Source organism: Gelidimonas diazotrophica (assembly GCF_055694025.1).
In genome coordinates this window covers 1248450-1267841 of record NZ_CM146349.1, presented here as the reverse complement: position 1 = coordinate 1267841, position 19392 = coordinate 1248450, and the positions used below count along the sequence as shown (strand labels likewise).

General features: G+C 57.9%; 14 protein-coding genes. 11 read left to right on the top strand and 3 right to left on the bottom strand.

Annotation, left to right across the window (positions count from 1 at the left end):
* Positions 1-124: 124 nt before the first annotated feature.
* Positions 125-2008 carry a methyl-accepting chemotaxis protein gene (locus KGFNPO_RS05860; RefSeq protein WP_472633557.1) on the bottom strand — a complete coding sequence of 628 codons (1884 nt, stop codon included), beginning with the start codon at positions 2006-2008 and terminating at the stop codon, positions 125-127.
* A 758-nt stretch (positions 2009-2766) separates the two neighbouring features.
* Here KGFNPO_RS05860 and KGFNPO_RS05855 point away from each other — a divergent pair.
* The 10 genes from KGFNPO_RS05855 to KGFNPO_RS05810 all read left to right on the top strand — a co-directional run bounded on the left by KGFNPO_RS05855 (position 2767) and on the right by KGFNPO_RS05810 (position 14244).
* Complete coding sequence (locus KGFNPO_RS05855) at positions 2767-3999, top strand: thiamine pyrophosphate-dependent enzyme (protein WP_472633556.1); 1233 nt, start codon at positions 2767-2769, stop codon at positions 3997-3999.
* Between the two features lie 2 nt (positions 4000-4001).
* Positions 4002-5045 carry an alpha-ketoacid dehydrogenase subunit beta gene (locus KGFNPO_RS05850; RefSeq protein ID WP_472633555.1) on the top strand — a complete coding sequence of 348 codons (1044 nt, stop codon included), beginning with the start codon at positions 4002-4004 and terminating at the stop codon, positions 5043-5045.
* Position 5046: 1 nt separating this feature from the next.
* Positions 5047-6390 (top strand): dihydrolipoamide acetyltransferase family protein, encoded by a 1344-nt coding sequence (locus KGFNPO_RS05845; RefSeq protein ID WP_472633554.1) that lies wholly within the window; start codon positions 5047-5049, stop codon positions 6388-6390.
* Entirely contained in the window at positions 6391-7818 is a 1428-nt protein-coding gene (lpdA, locus tag KGFNPO_RS05840; RefSeq protein WP_472634395.1) for a dihydrolipoyl dehydrogenase, read from the top strand.
* A 212-nt stretch (positions 7819-8030) separates the two neighbouring features.
* Positions 8031-9146: a branched-chain amino acid ABC transporter substrate-binding protein gene (locus KGFNPO_RS05835; protein WP_472633553.1), complete on the top strand. Its 1116-nt coding sequence runs from the start codon at positions 8031-8033 to the stop codon at positions 9144-9146.
* Between the two features lie 129 nt (positions 9147-9275).
* The gene (gene livH / locus KGFNPO_RS05830; RefSeq protein WP_472633551.1) at positions 9276-10202 is read left to right on the top strand and encodes a high-affinity branched-chain amino acid ABC transporter permease LivH; all 927 of its coding nucleotides are present in this window, start codon (positions 9276-9278) and stop codon (positions 10200-10202) included.
* 85 nt (positions 10203-10287) lie between these two features.
* On the top strand, positions 10288-11526 hold the full coding sequence (locus KGFNPO_RS05825) for a high-affinity branched-chain amino acid ABC transporter permease LivM (RefSeq protein WP_472633550.1): 1239 nt from the start codon (positions 10288-10290) through the stop codon (positions 11524-11526).
* The gene (gene livG, locus KGFNPO_RS05820; protein WP_472633549.1) at positions 11523-12290 is read left to right on the top strand and encodes a high-affinity branched-chain amino acid ABC transporter ATP-binding protein LivG; all 768 of its coding nucleotides are present in this window, start codon (positions 11523-11525) and stop codon (positions 12288-12290) included. The genes KGFNPO_RS05825 and livG overlap by 4 nt, the downstream gene beginning before the upstream one ends.
* Complete coding sequence (locus tag KGFNPO_RS05815; RefSeq protein WP_472633548.1) at positions 12290-12994, top strand: ABC transporter ATP-binding protein; 705 nt, start codon at positions 12290-12292, stop codon at positions 12992-12994. Before livG ends, KGFNPO_RS05815 begins: the two co-directional genes overlap by 1 nt.
* Before the next feature lie 218 nt (positions 12995-13212).
* Entirely contained in the window at positions 13213-14244 is a 1032-nt protein-coding gene (locus tag KGFNPO_RS05810) for a Glu/Leu/Phe/Val family dehydrogenase (protein ID WP_472633547.1), read from the top strand.
* A gap of 162 nt (positions 14245-14406) precedes the next feature.
* Here KGFNPO_RS05810 and alkB read toward each other — a convergent pair whose 3' ends face one another.
* Positions 14407-15060 (bottom strand): DNA oxidative demethylase AlkB, encoded by a 654-nt coding sequence (alkB, locus tag KGFNPO_RS05805; RefSeq protein WP_472633546.1) that lies wholly within the window; start codon positions 15058-15060, stop codon positions 14407-14409.
* A gap of 265 nt (positions 15061-15325) precedes the next feature.
* Positions 15326-16453 carry a bifunctional DNA-binding transcriptional regulator/O6-methylguanine-DNA methyltransferase Ada gene (gene ada, locus KGFNPO_RS05800; RefSeq protein ID WP_472633545.1) on the bottom strand — a complete coding sequence of 376 codons (1128 nt, stop codon included), beginning with the start codon at positions 16451-16453 and terminating at the stop codon, positions 15326-15328.
* 258 nt (positions 16454-16711) lie between these two features.
* Between ada and mutS the strand changes: the two genes are divergently transcribed.
* Positions 16712-19390: a DNA mismatch repair protein MutS gene (mutS, locus tag KGFNPO_RS05795; protein ID WP_472633544.1), complete on the top strand. Its 2679-nt coding sequence runs from the start codon at positions 16712-16714 to the stop codon at positions 19388-19390.
* The last annotated feature ends 2 nt before the right edge of the window (positions 19391-19392 follow it).

Here is a 19392-nt window from a genome sequence, read left to right as displayed (position 1 = left end):
CGGTGCGTTTGCCATCTCGTCGTCCAAGTATCGAGAGTAAACGCCTTTCCGGACCAGTTTACAAGCACTACTTTCGATTCTTGGTCATGGCCCCGGCACCCGCTTCATGCAATCGCCCTCGTGTTCATGCGTCCCAACTCGACGCGTCGTCTGGCAGAAAATGGCGCGCTTGGTTTGACCGGGGTGACGGTGCCGCCATCCTCGGCTGATCGTCGAGTTTGAACACGCTGATCACGTGCGTCAGGCTAGTGGCCTGATCCTGCAGGCTCTCGGCTGCTGCGGCCGCCTGTTCCACCAAGGCCGCATTCTGTTGCGTTACTTGATCCATTTGCGCGATGGCTTGATTCACTTGCTCGATCTCGCTACTCTGCTCCCGGCCCGCAGCCGTGATCTTGCTCATGATGTCGGTTACCCGTTTGATGCTTGTCACCACATCGTCCATCGTGGTGCCGGCCTGCCCCACCAATTTACTGCCCGCTTCGACTTGGTCGACCGAGTCGCCAATCAGAATCTTGATCTCCTTGGCGGCCGAGGCGCTGCGCTGTGCGAGGCTGCGCACTTCGGTGGCGACTACCGCAAAGCCGCGTCCCTGCTCTCCCGCACGCGCCGCTTCCACGGCGGCATTCAACGCCAGAATATTGGTCTGAAATGCAATGCCATTGATCACGCTGATGATATCTACAATTTTATTCGCGGATGCATTGATCGATCCCATCGTTTCAATGACTTGCGCCACAACGGCTCCGCCCTTTTGCGCCACTTCGGATGCAGAGCCTGCCAACAAGTTTGCTTGATGCACATTGTCGGCGCTCTGTTTTACGGTCGTGGTTAATTCCTCCATCGACGACGCCGTTTCTTCCAGCGAACTGGCTTGCTCTTCGGTGCGGGAAGACAGATCGAGGTTACCCATCGCGATTTCCTGGGCTGCCACCTTGACAGACTCGCCGGCGATGCGAATTTCCACCAGCATCGAAGCGATTTTTCCGATGAAGCGATTGAAGGCGCTGCCGATCTGTGCCAATTCATCCGCGCCGCGATCATCAAGGCGTCGGGTCAGGTCGCCATGACCGGAAGCGATATCCTCCATTGCATCGCGCGCCATTTGCATCCGCTTCAATGCCTTTGCGACCATCACGGTCAACAGCAACGCAGCCAGTGCAATGACCAGCAACGCGGTAATGGCGGACGTGCTCAGCATTGCGGTCAGCGCTTGCGTCGCTTCAGTTTGGTCGAGAACGACGGCGAGCAACCAGTCGGTGCCTTCAACGCGCCGCACATGCAGCATGCCATCACGACCGTTAAGATGCACCGCATCGCTTTGCCGGGAACGGTCAATTTCTGCCAGCCTCTGAGGAGTCAGGTCTGGGCTCAGGTCCGACACAGGCTTCATCGTCAACTGTTTATTCGGATGGGCAATGATCATGCCGTTCCCATCCAGCAGGAAGGCAAAACTGTTCGGTGTCGGCTTGATCGCGATCACCGTCTTCACCACGTTATCCAGAAGAACGTCGGCTGCAACCACGCCCTGGAGATTGCCTTGCGAACCGGCAGGCTCGGCGAAAGTGACCACCAGCTTGCCGGTGGCGGCATCGACATAGGGCGTCGTCAGAATTGGTCCGCCAGTCTGCGCGGCCCTGATGTACCACGGCCGAACCGTAGGATCGTAGTCGGCAGGAATGCCTTCCGGCCGGGAGAAAACAGCGTGTTTATCCGCGAAGCCGATATAGGCATTGTCAAACGTGCCGGCCTTATCCGCCGCCGTCAAAAACGGCAGTGGATCTGGCGCGCCGATGTTTAGTTTGATCGACTCCACGACCGTGCGCTTTGAATGTACCCACGCGGCAATGCCGCTTGCATGACTCTGCGATAGCTGCTGCATCTGCCCATTCAAAGCTGTCAGCGTATGCTGCCTGGCGGTGTTGTAATTGACCGCAACGACGATCAGCATGGCGAGAATAACGACGGAAACACAGATGGCGATGAGCCGTGTGCGCAGTGATGAAAACATGGTGAAAACCTTTGTAAGATACCTGGATGTTGGTGAACTTTTAGGATTGTTTCTGAAATTCCATGAAGATCATCCCTGAAATTTCCGGATCAATTTAAAGCTGGGAGCGTTTAAAAAATTTGCGGGAGTTCATTGCCTGCCGGTCGAAAAACGCAGTGGTTCCATTAGAACAGGATGGGGCGACAATGATGCCCAGAGTCAATTTTAAATGTTCTGCGGCATTTTTGTCTGTTTTGTAGATCTTGCCGGGAATGCGCGAGAAACAATTTTTTCCTCGCTGCAATCGGGGAAATTATGCTCCGGCACTCTAATATTTTTCTCGCGTATAGCACGCGGATTCAGATATGAAATGCATCCGGAATCCGCGCAACATCACAAAAAAATTTCTCCAATTGATGCAGCGTTGCCCATTCTATTCACGGATTCGTCAATCTCCAAAAATGTTCTTGAAATCTTTCTACCATTCTTTTTTCCATTGTTTCCCTCCTTTTTTACAAAAAAAAATTCCGATTGTTGCAACGATTTATGTCAAAATAATTTTGATGGGACAGCCCTGACATTACGACGACTTCGTGTTGACATGCTTATGGACGACGAGGATACTTCGGTCGATCCAATTGGATTTCCTATCAGTGAAAAATGAAGCCAGCGGCAATCACGCAAGCTTCAAAGCAACAAAAGGTCGGTACCGGTCACCACCATGCACCGGGCCGAACATAACGACAAAACGCACGACACAATCGCGCGAGGAGATACGAATGCGGCAGAACGAACCCCTTCGTCTGCATGTGCCGGAGCCTACTGGGCGCCCGGGTCATGCGACTGATTTTTCTTATTTGCGGCTATCGCCAGCCGGCGAGGTGCGCAGACCTCCGGTTGAAGCGTCGCCGATTGACACCCTGGATCTTGCCTACTCGCTGGTGCGGGTGATCGACGATGAAGGTCACGCCGTCGGGCCGTGGGTACCGGAAATCGAACTGGAAACAGTGCGTGCCGGGCTGCGCGCCATGATGAAAACGCGCATCTTCGATGCCCGCATGCTGATCGCACAGCGCCAGAAAAAAATGTCTTTTTACATGCAGAGCCTGGGCGAAGAAGCCATCGGGACGGCACAAGCGCTGGCGCTCAACATCGATGACATGTGCTTTCCCACCTATCGTCAGCAAAGCATCCTGATAGCACGCGACGTGCCTCTGGTGGATATGATTTGCCAGCTGATGTCGAACGAGCGCGATCCCCTCAAGGGACGGCAGTTGCCGGTGATGTATTCGGTGCGTGAGGCTGGCTTCTTCTCGATCTCCGGCAACTTGGCGACCCAGTACATTCAGGCAGTGGGCTGGGGAATGGCCTCTGCCATCAAGGGCGACACCAAGATTGCTTCAGCCTGGATTGGCGATGGCGCTACTGCCGAAGCCGATTTTGATACCGCTCTGACTTTTGCCCATGTATATCGGGCGCCGGTCATTCTCAATGTGGTCAACAACCAGTGGGCCATCTCAACATTCCAGGCTATCGCCGGCGGCGAGGACACCACTTTCGCGGCACGCGGTGTCGGCTGCGGCATCGCGTCGTTGCGGGTTGATGGCAACGATTTCCTCGCCGTTTATGCGGCCTCGAAGTGGGCTGCCGAAAGGGCTAGACGCAACCTGGGTCCGACCATGATCGAATGGGTCACCTATCGCGCCGGTCCGCACTCGACCTCGGACGATCCGTCCAAGTACCGTCCGGCCGACGACTGGGCGCACTTCCCGCTCGGCGATCCGATTGCACGACTCAAACAGTATTTAATCGGTATTGGCGCGTGGTCAGAACAAGAGCATGAAGAAACCCAGAAGGAGTTGGAGTTGCAAGTTATTACCGCGCAAAAAGAAGCCGAGCAATACGGCACGATGGCGAGCGGCAATGTTTTCAGCCCTGCCGAGATGTTTGACGATATCTATAAAGAGATGCCGGAACATTTGCGAGTACAACGCCAGCAGCTAGGAATTTGACCATGAGCGCAGATAAAAACATGAACGAAAAAAAGACGCCCATGACCATGATCCAGGCCTTGCGCTCGGCCATGGATGTGATGCTTGAACGCGATAACAACGTGGTCGTGTTCGGCCAGGATGTGGGTTATTTTGGCGGCGTATTTCGCTGCACCGAAGGCTTGCAGAAAAAATACGGCACATCGCGGGTATTTGATACCCCGATTTCCGAGGGCGGAATCGTGGGTGCGGCCGTCGGCATGGGAGCGTATGGCTTGCGGCCAGTGCTCGAAATCCAGTTCGCCGATTACATCTACCCAGCCTACGACCAGATTGTTTCCGAGGCGGCAAGACTGCGGTTTCGCTCGGCCGGAGATTTCACCGCGCCGATCACGATTCGAACCCCCTGCGGCGGTGGCATTTACGGTGGGCAAACCCACAGCCAAAGCCCGGAAGCAATGTTTGCCCATGTCTGCGGACTGCGCACCGTGATGCCGTCCAATCCGTACGACGCCAAGGGCTTGCTGATCGCCTCGATTGAAAACGACGACCCGGTAATTTTTCTCGAACCAAAACGCCTGTACAACGGACCGTTTGATGGCCATCACGACCAACCGGTAGTGCCGTGGTCCAAGCATCCGCTGGGCGAAGTGCCGGAAGGCTATTACACGATACCGCTGGAGACAGCGTCGGTGTTTCGTGCTGGAACTGCTCTGACAGTGCTCACTTACGGCACCATGGTTTTCGTGTCGGAAGCCGCAGCAAAGGAGAGCGGGATCGATGCTGAAATTATCGATTTACGCAGCCTGTGGCCACTGGATTTGCCGACCATTATTGCTTCGGTTAAAAAGACTGGCCGCTGCGTGATCGTGCACGAGGCGACGCGCACCGGCGGATTTGGTGCCGAATTGACGGCGCTGGTGCAAGAACATTGCTTCTATCAGCTTGAAGCGCCGATCGAGCGCGTGACCGGCTGGGACACGCCTTATCCGCATGCGCAGGAATGGGCTTATTTCCCCGGACCGGCGCGGGTAGCTGCGGCATTCAAACGTACGATGGAGGCATGACATGGGTATTCATGTAATCAAGATGCCGGATATCGGCGAAGGCATTGCAGAAGTCGAATTAGTAGTGTGGCGTGTACAACCAGGCGACGCCGTGGCCGAGGATCAGGTGCTGGCCGATGTAATGACCGACAAAGCCACCATCGAGATTCCGTCACCGGTGGTAGGCACCGTCCTGGCCTTGGGCGGGAAAGCCGGACAAGTGATAGCGGTAGGCGCTGAACTGATACGGATTGAAATCGAGGGCAAAGGCAACGTTGACGCCAGTGCCAGCAACGCGGCGGCCTCCATCGCGACGCCAGCCGAACCGAATGTGCCGAATGTGCCATCCACGGCTGCGACTGCATCCACACCAATCACACCGCCTGTGGCTGTGGCTGCACCCAAGAAAATCCCGGCACTGAACAATACTGCGAAGACGGCACCTGCACATGCCGCCTCTGCAACGCGGCAAGCCGGCGAAAAACCCATCGCGTCGCCCGCCTTGCGTCAACGCGCCTGGGATCTGGGTGTCGAACTGCAATACGTGCAAGGTAGCGGTGCGGCGGGCCGGATCATGCAGCAAGACCTTGATGCTTATGTTGCTAATATCGCTCGCGGCGCAAATCCACAAGGCGCAGCCAAGAACGAAATGCGCTACCAGGAGCGAAATGACGAAGAAGCGCTGCCGATCATCGGACTGCGCCGCAAGATAGCGCAGAAGATGCAGGAGGCCAAACGGCGCATTCCGCACTTTACCTATGTCGAAGAAATCGATGTAACCGAACTCGAAGCGTTGCGCACGCGTCTGAACAATCAATGGGGCGCTGAACGTGGCCGGCTTACCTTGCTTCCGCTGCTGATGCGCGCGGTGGTGCTCGGGGTACGCGAGTTTCCGCAAATCAATGCACGTTTCGACGACGATGCCGGCATCGTTACGCGCTACAGTGCGGTCCACATCGGCATTGCCGCCCAAACCGACGCTGGCCTTGTCGTGCCGGTGTTGCGGCATGCGGAGACGCGTGACCTGTGGTCGTGCGCAGCAGAAATGGCACGTCTGGCCGAAGCTGCGCGCAGCGGCAAGGCGACGCGCGAGGAACTCTCCGGTTCCACCATCACCATTACCAGCCTGGGCGCTTTGGGTGGCATCGTCTCCACGCCGGTAATCAATCATCCCGAGGTGGCCATCGTTGGCGTCAACAAGATGGTCGAACGGCCGATGATGCGTGGCGGTCTGGTGGTGGCGCGAAAAATGATGAATTTATCGTCGTCATTCGATCACCGGGTAGTCGATGGCATGCACGCAGCCGAGTTCATACAAGCGCTGCGCGGCTATCTGGAATGTCCGGCAACCCTGTTCGTGGAGTAAATATTGAACACACAATCAACTACATTGCTGGTAATCGGCGGTGGCCCTGGCGGTTATATCGCCGCAATTCGTGCTGCACAACTGGGTATTGCCACTACCCTCATCGAAGGCGAGCAGCTTGGCGGAACCTGTCTGAACATCGGCTGCATCCCGTCCAAGGCATTAATTCACGCCGCCGACGAGTTTGAAAAGGCGTGCCATTATGCTGCCGACTCGGCGCTCGGCATCCATGTCCAGTCACCGCGTATCGAACTGGCGCAAACAGTGCACTGGAAGGATGGCATCGTCACCAAACTGACCTCTGGCGTGGCGGCGCTGCTGAAGAAAAACGGTGTGCAGGTGATTAAAGGGTGGGCCCGCATCATCGACGGCAAAACGGTCGAGGTGCAACAGAACGGCACAGAAAGTGCAGATGCGGTGGCAGGATCTGCACCGCTGCGTATCGGTTGCCAGCACTTGTTACTGGCAACCGGCTCGCAGTCGGTGGCGCTGCCCAACATGCCGTTCGGCGGCCCCGTCATCAGTTCTACCGAAGCCTTGTCGCCATCATCGCTGCCCCGGCGTCTGGTGGTTGTCGGTGCCGGATACATTGGACTGGAGCTGGGTATCGCCTATCGCAAGCTGGGTGCCGAGGTAAGCGTGGTCGAAGCGATCGACCGCGTACTGCCTGCCTACGACGAAGATCTGACCAAACCGGTAGCTGCCGCGCTGCAACGGCTGGGAGTGAAATTGCATCTGGGCTGTACAGTGCAGGGATTGAACGCGAGCAGCGACGCGGTACGTGTACGCAACACGCAGGGCGAAGAATCTGAACTGCCGGCCGACCAAGTGCTGGTGGCGGTCGGCCGTCGCCCTCGCACGCAAGGCTGGGGCCTGGAAAGCTTGATGCTCGACATGGCGGGCCACGCGGTGAAAATCGACGACCAATGCCGCACCTCGATGCGCGACGTCTGGGCGATTGGCGACCTGACGGGCGAGCCGATGCTAGCGCACCGCGCCATGGCACAGGGTGAAATGGTGGCCGAGATCATTGCCGGCAAACGCCGTCATTTCTTGCCGGCCGCAATGCCCGCTGTATGCTTCACCGATCCCGAAGTGGTGGTCGTCGGTCAGACGCCACAAAGCGCGCTGAAAGCAGGGCTTGACTGCATCAATGCACTATTTCCGTTCGCCGCCAACGGCCGCGCCATGACCATTGAGTCCACGGACGGTTTTGTGCGCGTGGTGGCTCGCCGTGACAACCATCTGATTGTCGGCTGGCAGGCGGTGGGGCGCAACGTATCCGAACTGAGTGCAGCGTTCTGTCATTCGATTGAGATGGGCGCACTGCTTGAGGACGTGGCGGGTACCATCCACGCCCATCCGACACTCGGCGAAGCGGTACAGGAAGCGGCGCTGCGCGCGCTCGGACATGCATTGCATGTCTAACGACCTCTCGCCTGGCGAATTCCCTGCCAGAATTGGAACATCTAAAATTTCAAGCCGTGGCTTAATCTAACTCTACGGCAAAAAATAAATCGGCTGCACCTGAAACTGGCAGCCTTTTTTATAAATTCCTATAGATATAATAGGAAACCCGGGCGTTGTCATGCCGTACCGACACGTACCGCAACCATAACAAAATAAATTGGAGAATTTTTATGAAATCGTTGAATCGCCTTACACAAATTGCCCTGGCCGTCAGTGCTGCCGTCTCCTTTGCAGGCGTTGCCCACGCGGAAACCGTAAAAATCGCCATCGCCGGTCCGATGACTGGCGCCGTGACGCAGTATGGCGATATGGTCAAGGCCGGCGCACTGACTGCCATCGAACAGATCAACGCTGCCGGCGGCAGCAATAAATTCGAAGCCGTGATCATGGATGACAGCTGCGAGCCGAAGCAGGCGGTGGCGGTGGCCAACAAAATCGTCAGCCAGGGCATCAAATACGTGATCGGTCACGTCTGCTCGGGTTCCACCATTCCAGCTTCCGATATTTACGAGAATGAAGGCGTAGTCATGATCACGCCTTCGGCCACCGCGCCGCAACTGACTGAAAACAAACCGCACAAATTCATTTTCCGCACCATCGGCCGCGATGACCAGCAAGGCCCTGCCGCCGCCAAGTATGTGATCGAAAAGCTCAAACCCAAAAAAACGGCGATTCTGCATGACAAGCAATCGTATGGACAGGGCGTTGCCTCTTCAGTCAAAGCGAGCCTGGAAGCAGCGAAGATTCCGGTCGTGCTGTTTGAAGGCATCAACGCAGGCGACAGCGATTATTCAGCCGTCATTACCAAGCTGAAATCGCAACGCGTGGATTTTGTCTATTTCGGTGGTTATCACCCGGAAATGGGCATGCTGATGCGCCAGGCGCGCGAGCAAGGCATCAAAGCAGCCTTCATGGGGCCGGAAGGTGTTGGCAACAAGGACATTACGGCGATCGCCGGCCCGGCCTCCGAAGGCATGCTGGTGACGCTGCCGGCCGACTTTGCTGCCGACCCGGCAAACGCCGCCCTGGTCAAAGCCTTCAAAGACAAAAAACGTGACGCGAGCGGGCCGTTCCAATTGTCTGCCTACTCAGCCGTGAAGGTCATCGCCGACGCCATGACCGGCGCCAAGAGCACCGACCCGACCAAGGTTGCCGCCTACATCCACAGCCATCCTTTCAAAACGCCGATCGGCAACGTGGCATATGACGCCAAGGGCGATCTGAAATCCTTCAAGTTCGTTGTGTATACCTGGCACAAGGACGCTACCAAGAGCGAAGCCAAGTAGTCGGTAGCGGCACGGTACCTGCACATGGTATCCGGGCAAATTTGATCTCAACCTTGTACCTGCCCCCCATCGCAATATGGATGGGGGCGCGTGCCATCTATAATTTCTTTTTCCCATGCATACATATCCATGAATGAGCTGCTTCCGCAATTTACCCAGCAACTTATCAACGGTCTAAGTCTGGGCGCAATCTACGCGCTGATCGCCATCGGCTACACCATGGTCTACGGCATTATCGGAATGATCAATTTCGCGCATGGCGAAATTTACATGATCGGGGCTTATGTCGGCCTGGTCACACTCACCGCCATCGGCGTGCAAGCCGGCTATCCGTTGCCGCTGATACTGGGCGCGGCGCTGATGGTATCGATGCTGGTGACGGGCTTATACGGCTGGACGGTCGAGCGGGTCGCCTACCGGCCGCTACGCGGAGGGCCGCGCCTGGTGCCGCTAATCTCGGCCATCGGCATGTCGATCTTCCTGCAAAACTACGTGCAACTGGGCCAGGGTTCGCGCGACATGTCGGTGCCAATGCTGATCTCGGGCGCCATCGAGTTTCAAATGGGTAGCGACTTCACTGTCACCATTCCCTATTCGCGTCTGCTGATCGTTGGCGTAACGCTGCTGCTGATGGTGGCCCTGACGCTGTTTATCGGACGTTCACGCATGGGGCGCGCCTGTCGTGCCTGTGCCGAAGACATGGGAATGGCCAATCTGCTGGGCATCGATACCAACCGCGTGATCTCCTTCACCTTCGTTCTGGGCGCCATGCTGGCTGCGGTGGGCGGAGTGCTGATCGCCTTATCGGTCGGCAAGCTCAATCCGTACATCGGTTTCATTGTCGGCATCAAGGCCTTCACCGCGGCGGTGCTGGGCGGCATCGGCAGCATTCCGGGTGCGATGCTGGGCGGCGTACTGCTGGGCCTGGCGGAAACCTTCGCCGCAGGCTACATGCCTTCCGAATATAAAGACGTGGTGTCGTTCGGCCTGCTGGTGCTGATTCTGCTATTCCGTCCGACTGGCTTGCTGGGCAAACCGGATGTGGAAAAAGTGTGAAGCAATGCACGCCAACAAGCGATAGCAGGCTGACCAGGCTGACCTGAGTCACAAACACGAGACATTAGAATAGAACGGACGCCCGATGGGACATACATTCAAGAACGCCGTGGCGGCGGCAGTAGTAACCGCCATTCTGACGATTCCTATCCTCGGGCTGCGATTGCAGTTTGAAGGCTATCGGGTCGTGTTGCATCCAAACTGGACACCGGTACTGATTGCGGTGGCGCTGGTGTTTCTGTTTCAACTCGCCAAACCGTGGCTGGCGCGCACCACGGCAGACGTACGCGCCAGTGTGCGCTGGCCGGCGCTACCCCGGATGCAGCCGGGGCAACAACGCGCTATCGTGCTGTTGCTGCTGGTAATCGGCGTGCTCTGGCCTTTCTTCGGCTCACGCGGCGCGGTAGACGTGGCCACCCTGGCGTTGATTTATATCGTGCTCGGACTGGGCTTGAATGTCGTGGTCGGTTTTGCCGGCCTGCTCGATCTGGGCTATGTTGCGTTCTATGCGGTGGGCGGTTACACCTATGCGCTGCTGAACCAGTATTTCGGCCTGACGTTCTGGGAATGCCTGCCGCTGTCCGCCGGGATGTCGGCGCTATTCGGCTTTCTGCTGGGCTTTCCGGTATTGCGCTTGCGCGGCGACTATCTGGCCATTGTCACGCTCGGCTTCGGCGAAATCATTCGCCTGCTGCTCAACAACCTGACCAGCCTGACCGGCGGCCCGGATGGCGTGTCCGGCATTCCCAAACCCACCGTGTTCGGGATCGAAATGACGCGCACCGCCAGCGTGGAAGGCGGCACCACCTTCCACCAAATGCTCGGTCTGCCCTATGAGGGTGGGCACATGGTGATCTTCCTGTATTTCATGGCGTTGCTGCTGGTGCTGTTTACCTACTTCGTGACCAGTCGCCTGATCCGCATGCCGATGGGACGGGCCTGGGAAGCGTTACGGGAAGATGAAATCGCCTGCCGCTCACTCGGCATCAATCCGACCCGGGTCAAGCTGTCCGCCTTTACGCTGGGCGCGGCTTTTGCCGGACTCGCCGGCAGCTTCTTTGCCGCCCGGCAGGGCCTGGTCACACCGGAATCGTTTACCTTCATCGAGTCAGCATTGATCCTGGCCATCGTGGTACTGGGTGGCATGGGCTCGCAACTGGGCGTGATTCTGGCAGCGATTTTGCTGACTGTATTGCCGGAACTGGCGCGCGGCTTTGCCGAATACCGGATGCTGTTTTTCGGCCTGGTGATGGTCTTGATGATGATGTGGCGTCCGCAGGGCTTGCTGCCCGCCACTCGCCCACATGTGGAGTTGCCGCAATGAGCGCCGTATTATTGAAAGTTGCGGGGCTGTCGATGCGTTTCGGCGGCTTGCTGGCAGTCGATGGCGTCGATTTTTCTGTGATGCAAAAAGAAATTTTTGCGATTATCGGCCCCAATGGCGCCGGCAAAACCACCGTATTCAATTGCATCAGCGGATTTTACCGGCCGACCGACGGCGCTATTCTGGTCGACAACACCGCTATCGGCGGCATGCCGAGCCATCTGGTGGCGCGCCATGGATTGGTGCGCACGTTCCAGAATATCCGCTTGTTCAAGAGCATGACCGTGCTGGAAAACCTGCTGGTGGCGCAGCATACCCAGCTCCGCACGGGGCTGTTGCCGGGCCTGCTCAAACTACCCGGCTATCGACGCTCCGAGCGCGAGGCACTGGAGCGTGCCGCCTACTGGCTCGACCAGCTGAACTTGCGGGCGCTGGCCAACCGCGCAGCGGGCACACTGTCGTACGGCCTTCAGCGCCGCGTGGAAATCGCCCGTTGCATGATCACCAAGCCACGCCTGCTGCTGCTGGACGAGCCGGCAGCCGGCCTGAATCCGCAGGAAAAGCAGGAATTGCAGCAATTGATCGACCGCCTGCGACGCGAACATGACGTGGCCGTGCTGCTCATCGAGCACGACATGAGCCTGATCATGGGCATTTCCGACCGCATTCTGGTGATGGAGCAAGGCAAGCCGATCGTAACGGGAACGCCAATCGAGGTACGCAACGATGCGCGCGTGATCAAAGCTTATCTGGGAGAAGAATGATGTTGCAGTTTGAGCAGGTACACACTCACTACGGTGCCATCGAAGCCTTGCACGGTGTCTCGCTCGAAGTCAAACAGGGCGAAATCGTGACCCTGATCGGCGCCAACGGCGCCGGCAAAACCACGCTGCTGATGACGCTCTGCGGCAAACCGCGCGCCTCCAGCGGCAAGATCCTGTTTGAAGGGCGCGATATCACGCAGTGCGCAACGCATGAAATCATGCGCATGGGGATCGGGATTTCGCCGGAAGGACGGCGCGTGTTCCCCAGCCTGACCGTGCTGGAAAACCTGAAGATGGGTGCCTTTTTCGCTAGCAGTGGGGAAATCGACGCCGGCATCGAACACGTTTTCAAGCTGTTTCCGCGCTTGATGGAGCGCAATAATCAACGCGCCGCCACCATGTCGGGCGGCGAGCAGCAAATGCTGTCGATTGGTCGCGCCCTGATGAGCCGGCCGCGCCTGCTGTTGCTGGACGAGCCCACGCTGGGCCTGGCGCCGCTGATCATCGCGCAGATTTTCGAGATCATCCGCACCATTCGCGCGCAGGGCGTAACAGTATTTTTAGTCGAGCAGAACGCCAACAAGGCGCTGAATGTGGCTGATCGCGGTTACGTGCTGGAAAACGGCTGCGTGGTGCTGGCCGATACCGGCGCCAATTTGTTGACCAACGATGCAGTGCGCAAAGCGTATCTGGGCGAGGGTTGAGGCGCGTGTAACTACGTTTCTGAGTTTCGAGAACCGATAATTTATAGCGGTAATTTATAGTATACGGAGGCGACAAAATCGCCGCTTGTATCGTTTGTCGGCACCAACCCGCCGCAAACGCCTCGTTTTACCTACTGACCTTTAACCATAAACAATGTGGAAAAGCATCACCCGCCCTTATCCGGTCGAGTGTCTGTCATCCGCGCGGAGCCATCAGCATGACCGCTTTCATCTTCAATGAACTCAATTTCGACGACCACGAACAAGTGGTATTCGCCTGCGAACCAAAATCCGGCCTCAAAGCCATCATCGCGGTCCACAACACCAACCTCGGCCCGGCCATGGGCGGTTGCCGCATGTGGAATTACGCCAGCGAAGCGATGGCCATCAACGACGTGCTGCGCCTGTCGCGCGGCATGACCTACAAGAACGCGGTCGCCGGCCTGCCCCTCGGCGGCGGCAAAAGCGTCATCATCGGCAACCCCAAAACCGACAAGACGCCGGCCCTGTTCGAAGCCCTGGGTGAAGCGCTGGAACGCCTCGGCGGCCGTTACATCACGGCCGAAGACGTTGGCACCAGCCCGGAAGACATGGCGCATGTCGCCACCAAAACCCGCTATGTCGCCGGCCTCGGGGCCAGTGGCGATCCATCGCCCCACACCGCACTGGGCTGCTTTGTCGGCGCTCAGGCGGCCGTCAAGCACCACCTCAAGCGTGACACGATGGAAGGCTTGACCGTTGCGGTGCAGGGTCTGGGCCACGTCGGTTACGACTACGCCCGCCGCCTGCATGCCGCCGGCGCCAGACTGATCGTGGCCGACATCGATCGCGCCGCTCTGGAACGCGCGCGCGCAGAGTTCGGCGCCGAAATCGTAGCGACCGACGCCATTTACGACGTCCAGGCCGACATCTACGCCCCATGCGCGCTGGGTGCTACGCTCAACCCCGATACTCTGTCCCGCCTGAAAGCCAAGATCGTGGCAGGCGCTGCCAATAACCAGCTTGCCACCGCCGACGTGGGCGAACTGCTGCGTCAAAAAGGCGTGCTGTACGCACCGGATTTCGTACTCAACGCCGGTGGCATCATCAAGGTCTGTTACGAATATTTCCACAAACCGGAGGCCGAAGTCGAAGCCCAGGTGCGTAAAATCAGCGACACCCTGGCTGAAGTCTTCGCCCGCGCCGACCGTGAAGAATTACCGACCAGCGTGGTGGCGGACGAAATGGCGGAAGCACGCTTCAAGCGATAAATTAGGGATTGGGAATATATATGCCCTGTGGGCTATTCAGGCCAAACAGATTTTTCTTTACTTACTGAATGGCAATACAGGGCGAACGGATTTTCTTCACTTTTTTTCAAATATCCAGGGGTGATCAACACCCATCGCGGCTTTCAATATCCGATTTCAAAATCAGGCTGCTTTGCGAAATGTCAGATTGATGCGCTGTTCGCCCAACAACGCATGATGGCCCGCTTTTAGCGGCATCACGCCGTGATAGCGCAACCTAGCCGGACCGCCCCACACCACCACGTCGCCATGCATCAGCGGCACCCGCATCGGCTTGTCGTCGCGCCGGAAACCGCCAAACAAAAAGACTGCCGGAATGCCGAGCGAGACCGAGACGATCGGTTGCCCAAAGTCGCGCTCGTTCTTGTCTTGATGCAGCGACAGGCGTGCGCCCGGTTGGTAGCAGTTGATCAGGCAAGCGTCCGGTTCGAAGTTCTGGAAACCGGCGCTCGCCGCAGCCGCTTGGGACAAATTCAGGAACACCTCCGGCATGCGCGGCCAAGGCTGGCCGCTGTCGGTGTCCAGCGCGTCATAGCGGTAGCCGCTACGATCAGACACCCAGCCGCAGGCGCCACAGTTGGTCATCGCCACCGACATCCGAAAACCGCCTGGCGTGACCATCTGGCGAAACCGCGCTTTGGCTGTGATTTCGTGCAAGGCCGCCAAGATAGTCGTCTGACATTCCAGCGCAAAACCGCGCAGCACTACCGCACCTGGACACAACTCCTCGCTCCAGGTGCGGTCTTGCTCAGTGTCGTCGAATAGATTCATTGTCACGGATGCTACGCCTCTGATGTTGCAGGTTCATCATGCTGAAAAACAATCTCCACGAAAGGCATAAAAAATGGTTTACGCGCAGGCAAGGGTTCGGCGCATGCCATGTACTATCTGCAGTGTATTTAATACCAGCAATTAATATAAGCGGCAAATGCCATGAAAATAGTGATACTCCCTATTTTTATGGAACTAGTTGGGTTCTGAGTTATGTTCGTGTTGTTCATGTCCTTCGTGAGCAATACGTCAGATTGCCATTGCAGACTTGTTATCCCTGCACATCCTGTTGCAGCAATGCGCGCGCTTCATTCTCCAGCAGCGCGCGCTTGCGTTCGACGCCCCATCGATAGCCGGACAGGCCGCCATCGCTGCGCACCACCCGGTGGCATGGAATCGCCACCGCCAGCGTGTTGGCGGCGCACGCCCCAGCCACCGCCCGCACCGATTTCGGAGCGCCAATCCGGTGTGCGATCTCGGTGTAGCTTGCGGTTTGGCCGGCCGGAATCTCGCGTAGCGCTTGCCAGACCCGTTGTTGAAATGCGGTGCCGCGTATATCCAGCGGCAAGTTCAGGCCCAGACCCAGCCCCTTACCCGGCGCCTCGACAAAACCGACCACCGTGGCCACCAATTGCTCAAATGCACTGTCGCCGCCAATCAGCGTGGCGCGAGGAAAGCGATCTTGCAGATCGCGCGCAAGCGCGTCGGGATCGTCGCCCAGCAGAATCGCGCAAACGCCGCGCTCGCTTTGGGCCACGAGAATCGCACCGAGCGTGCATTCGCCAATCGCGAAACGGATTTCCGTGTTGACGCCGCCGGCCCGATATTTGGTCGGCGTCATCCCCAGCACTGCATTCGATTTTTCATAAAAACGGGAGTTGGCGTTGTAACCGGCGTCGAAAATGGCTGCCGTGATGGTGCCCATGCGCGTGTCACACCGATCAAGTGCATTGCGCACCCGCTGCTCGCGCTGCGCCGCCGCATATCCCCTTGGCGTCAATCCGGTGACCTGCTTGAACAGGCGATGAAAATGATAGGGGCTTACGCCGACGCGCTGTGCCAGTTCCTGCAGGCCCGGCACGCTCTGCGATGTTTCGATAATCCGACAGGCTGCAGTGACTTTGACTGCATATTGCTCAAGCAGCGAAGGCTGGTCCGGTTTGCAACGCTTGCAGGGCCGAAATCCGGCCAGTTCGGCGTCCGCGCAACTCGCGTGGAAACGCACGTTCTCCGGCCGCGCCAACTTGGCTGCGCAGGAAGGACGGCAATACACGCCGGTGCTGTTGACCGAGTAATAAAACGCGCCATCAGCCTCGGGCTGACGAGCGACAACCGCAGCCCAGCGCGGATCGCCGAGGGTGACGGCTGCGCGTTGTGCATTTTTCGCTGATATGTTCATGGTGTATTCCTTTCAACGAGCTACTTGTTGAAACCAAGTTTAGCAACGACTACAGTACACTGCACTCCGGCGCTTGCTTTTAAATCCTGCTATGGCGCAAATGGTCGTATCGCCTTTAGGCAATGGGCAATGCTCAGGATGCAAACCGCAACTTTCGATGCGCATCGACAAAGTCAGTAACCATGCTACCGAGCTGCTACTTTTTAGCGAAAAACTTGAAAAAAAGTGTCTTTAGTTGACACCACACGAGAGGATTGAATGGCGGTAGAAATCAATGAAATCCAGGAGGAAGCTAGAGCAATCAAGCCCCTGGAAAAGCACACTCCGATGATGCAGCAATATTTCCGCATTAAAGCGGACTATCCATCCACATTGCTGTTTTATCGGATGGGCGATTTTTATGAGCTGTTTTTCGAGGATGCGGAGAAAGCTGCACGCTTATTGGGCATCACGCTGACCCAACGTGGCGCGTCTGCCGGCAATCCGATCAAAATGGCGGGCGTTCCTTTTCATGCCGCCGACCAGTATCTGGCCAAACTCATCAAGCAGGGCGAGTCGGTTGCGATCTGTGAGCAAATTGGCGACCCGGCAACCAGTAAAGGCCCGGTCGAGCGCAAGGTCCAGCGCGTCATCACGCCTGGAACCTTGAGCGACCCGCATCTGCTGGCGGAAAAATCCGAGCAGCCTTTGCTGGCTCTATGCAAAGTCACGCAACGCAAAACCGTCACTATCGGCCTGGCTTGGCTCTCGATGGCCAGCGGCGCATTGAAATTGATGGAATTTACACAACAGGCGAAACCGTCCGATACGCGCCTGCAGCAAGAACTGGAGCGCATCGTACCGGCCGAAATCCTGCTGGCCGATGGCGGTGATTTCGCGCTGCCAGCGAATATCGCCGATAAAACCGTGCGGGTGGCAGACTGGCATTTCGATTTCTCCAGCAGCCAAAAAGCCTTGCTGGAACAGCTCAATGTCGCCACCCTGAGCGGTTTCGGTGCAGAGGGTTTGAGCGCCGCCATCGGTGCGGCCGGCGCCCTGCTGCGCTATGCGCAAGCGACTCAGGGCAAGAGTTTGCAGCATGTGCGCACGCTGACGGTCGAGTCCGAAAACGAATTCATCGGGCTCGATGCGGCTACCCGGCGCAATCTTGAAATCAGCGAAACGATACGCGGCCAGGATGCTTCATCGGCGGCGCCCACGTTATTTTCCTTGCTGGATCATTGCCGCACCGCGATGGGCTCGCGCCTGCTGCGTCACTGGCTGCACCATCCCAGCCGCGACAAATCCATCGCCCAGGCACGCATTGGCGCGATTGCCGCACTACAGCAGTACGACGCTAACGATGCGCTGTCGCGACTGTTGGCTGCGATCCCGGATATCGAACGCATCACCACCCGCATCGCGCTGGTGTCCGCCCGTCCGCGCGACTTGGCCAGCCTGCGTGACGGCTTGCAACAATTGCCGGCATTGCGCGACCAGGTTACGCGCTGCAATAGCGCCGCCGACACCGACTTGCTGGCGTACCTGCAAGATGCATTAGCTACGCCGCAAGACTGCCTCGATCTGCTCACGCGCAGCGTGATGATGGAGCCGGCCGCCATGGTGCGCGACGGCGGCGTGATCGCAACCGGTTGCGACGCGGAACTCGATGAATTGCGCGGCCTGTCGGAAAACGCCGGGCAATTTCTGCTCGACTTGGAAACCAGAGAGCGCCAGCGCACCGGCATCGCCAATTTGCGGGTCGAATACAACAAGGTGCATGGCTTTTACATTGAAGTCACGCACGGCCAGACCGACAAGGTGCCGGACGATTATCGACGCCGCCAAACCCTGAAAAATGCCGAGCGCTACATCACGCCGGAACTCAAGGCGTTTGAGGACAAGGCCTTGTCGGCCCAGGAACGGGCGCTGGCACGCGAAAAATACCTGTATGAAGAATTGCTCACTGCGTTGGCGCCGTTTATTGCCGTATTACAAAACATCGCTCATGCAGTAGCGCAACTCGATGTGCTGGTGGCGCTGGCAAGCCACGCTGCACGCCACAACTGGTGCGCACCGACGCTGGTAGCCGAGCCCTGCATTGACATCGTGCAAGGCCGCCATCCGGTGGTGGAAAACCAGATCGAACGCTTCATCGCCAACGATTGTCTGTTCAACCCCGAGCGCCGGCTGCAACTGATCACCGGCCCCAATATGGGCGGCAAATCGACTTTCATGCGCCAGGTGGCGTTGATTACCCTGCTGGCGTATGTCGGCAGCTATGTCCCGGCCGCCAGCGCCACGATTGGCCCGATCGACCGCATCTTCACGCGCATCGGCGCGGCCGACGATCTGGCGGGCGGGCGTTCCACCTTCATGGTTGAAATGACCGAATCGGCCGCCATCCTGCACGGCGCCACCCAGCAATCGCTGGTGCTGATGGACGAAGTCGGGCGCGGCACCTCCACTTTCGATGGCCTGGCGCTGGCCTGGGCGATTGCCCGGCATCTGATCGAAACCACCAAAAGCTTGACGCTGTTCGCCACCCATTACTTTGAACTGACGCAACTGCCGCAACTGCATCCGAGCGCGGCCAACGTGCATTTGTCGGCGGTCGAACACAAGGACAATATCGTGTTCCTGCATGCGGTGGAAGCCGGCCCGGCCTCGCAAAGTTACGGTTTGCAAGTAGCGCAACTGGCTGGAGTGCCGCCGACGGTGATCCGCGCCGCGCGCCGGCATCTGGCTACGCTGGAGGCGCATTCGGTGCAAGCATCGCCGCAACTGGACCTGTTTGCAGCGGCCAGCGCAATCCCGTCTGAGCCGCCGGAAATCGAACCAGAACCAGCCGCACGCAATGCCGTCACCGACGCGCTGGCCGAAATCGAACCGGATGCACTGACGCCGCGTGAAGCGCTCGATGCGCTGTATCGCCTCAAACAATTGGCAAATGCCTGAAT

Excerpts from the sequence above, each read along its gene's own strand:
- KGFNPO_RS05860 (WP_472633557.1), bottom strand. The coding sequence starts at position 2,008 with ATGTTTTCATCACTGCGCACACGGCTCATCGCCATCTGTGTTTCCGTC.
- KGFNPO_RS05855 (WP_472633556.1), top strand. The coding sequence starts at position 2,767 with ATGCGGCAGAACGAACCCCTTCGTCTGCATGTGCCGGAGCCTACTGGG.
- KGFNPO_RS05850 (WP_472633555.1), top strand. The coding sequence starts at position 4,002 with ATGAGCGCAGATAAAAACATGAACGAAAAAAAGACGCCCATGACCATG.
- KGFNPO_RS05845 (WP_472633554.1), top strand. The coding sequence starts at position 5,047 with ATGGGTATTCATGTAATCAAGATGCCGGATATCGGCGAAGGCATTGCA.
- KGFNPO_RS05835 (WP_472633553.1), top strand. The coding sequence starts at position 8,031 with ATGAAATCGTTGAATCGCCTTACACAAATTGCCCTGGCCGTCAGTGCT.
- livH (WP_472633551.1), top strand. The coding sequence starts at position 9,276 with ATGAATGAGCTGCTTCCGCAATTTACCCAGCAACTTATCAACGGTCTA.
- KGFNPO_RS05825 (WP_472633550.1), top strand. The coding sequence starts at position 10,288 with ATGGGACATACATTCAAGAACGCCGTGGCGGCGGCAGTAGTAACCGCC.
- livG (WP_472633549.1), top strand. The coding sequence starts at position 11,523 with ATGAGCGCCGTATTATTGAAAGTTGCGGGGCTGTCGATGCGTTTCGGC.
- KGFNPO_RS05815 (WP_472633548.1), top strand. The coding sequence starts at position 12,290 with ATGTTGCAGTTTGAGCAGGTACACACTCACTACGGTGCCATCGAAGCC.
- KGFNPO_RS05810 (WP_472633547.1), top strand. The coding sequence starts at position 13,213 with ATGACCGCTTTCATCTTCAATGAACTCAATTTCGACGACCACGAACAA.
- ada (WP_472633545.1), bottom strand. The coding sequence starts at position 16,453 with ATGAACATATCAGCGAAAAATGCACAACGCGCAGCCGTCACCCTCGGC.
- mutS (WP_472633544.1), top strand. The coding sequence starts at position 16,712 with ATGGCGGTAGAAATCAATGAAATCCAGGAGGAAGCTAGAGCAATCAAG.